Consider the following 463-nt stretch of genomic DNA (forward strand, 5'->3'; position numbering starts at 1 on the left):
AGAGCGAGAAGTCCGGCAAGCAATTGGCCCGGCAGGCGCTGGAGCGCCATCGCAGCGACTATGAATTGGGTGATGGTCAAAGCGATCAGGCACATCTGCGCTGTGGCCATCTCTTCGAACTGACTGAGCACCCGTGCAAAAGCTGCAATGACCTGTGGTTGTTGCTCAGCGTGTCGCACACAGGCCGCCAGCCCCAAGTGCTTGAAGAGTCAGTCACCAGCGACACCAAAACCGCCGACGGTTTCACTCAGGGCTATCGCAACACCTTTCGTGTGATTCCCGCCGAGGTGGTGTTTCGCCCACCGCTGCCAGCACCGCGTCGCCCACTGGTCAGCCAGACCGCACGGGTCACCGGGCCGGTCCATGAAGAAACGCATTGTGATGAATTCGGCCGCATTAAATGCGAGTTCAATTGGGACCGCGCCGAACTCAACAGCGAGCGCAGCAGTTGCTGGATCAGGGT

The 463-nt window shown here is 59.6% G+C and carries 1 protein-coding gene; it reads left to right on the top strand.

What is annotated here, in order from left to right:
* Positions 1-463, top strand: a 463-nt coding sequence (locus tag K5E40_RS34440; protein WP_260456253.1) for a contractile injection system protein, VgrG/Pvc8 family, incomplete at both ends; no start/stop codon positions are given.

Source organism: Pseudomonas baetica, assembly GCF_019733355.1.
Classification (GTDB): Bacteria; Pseudomonadota; Gammaproteobacteria; order Pseudomonadales; family Pseudomonadaceae; genus Aquipseudomonas; species Aquipseudomonas baetica_A.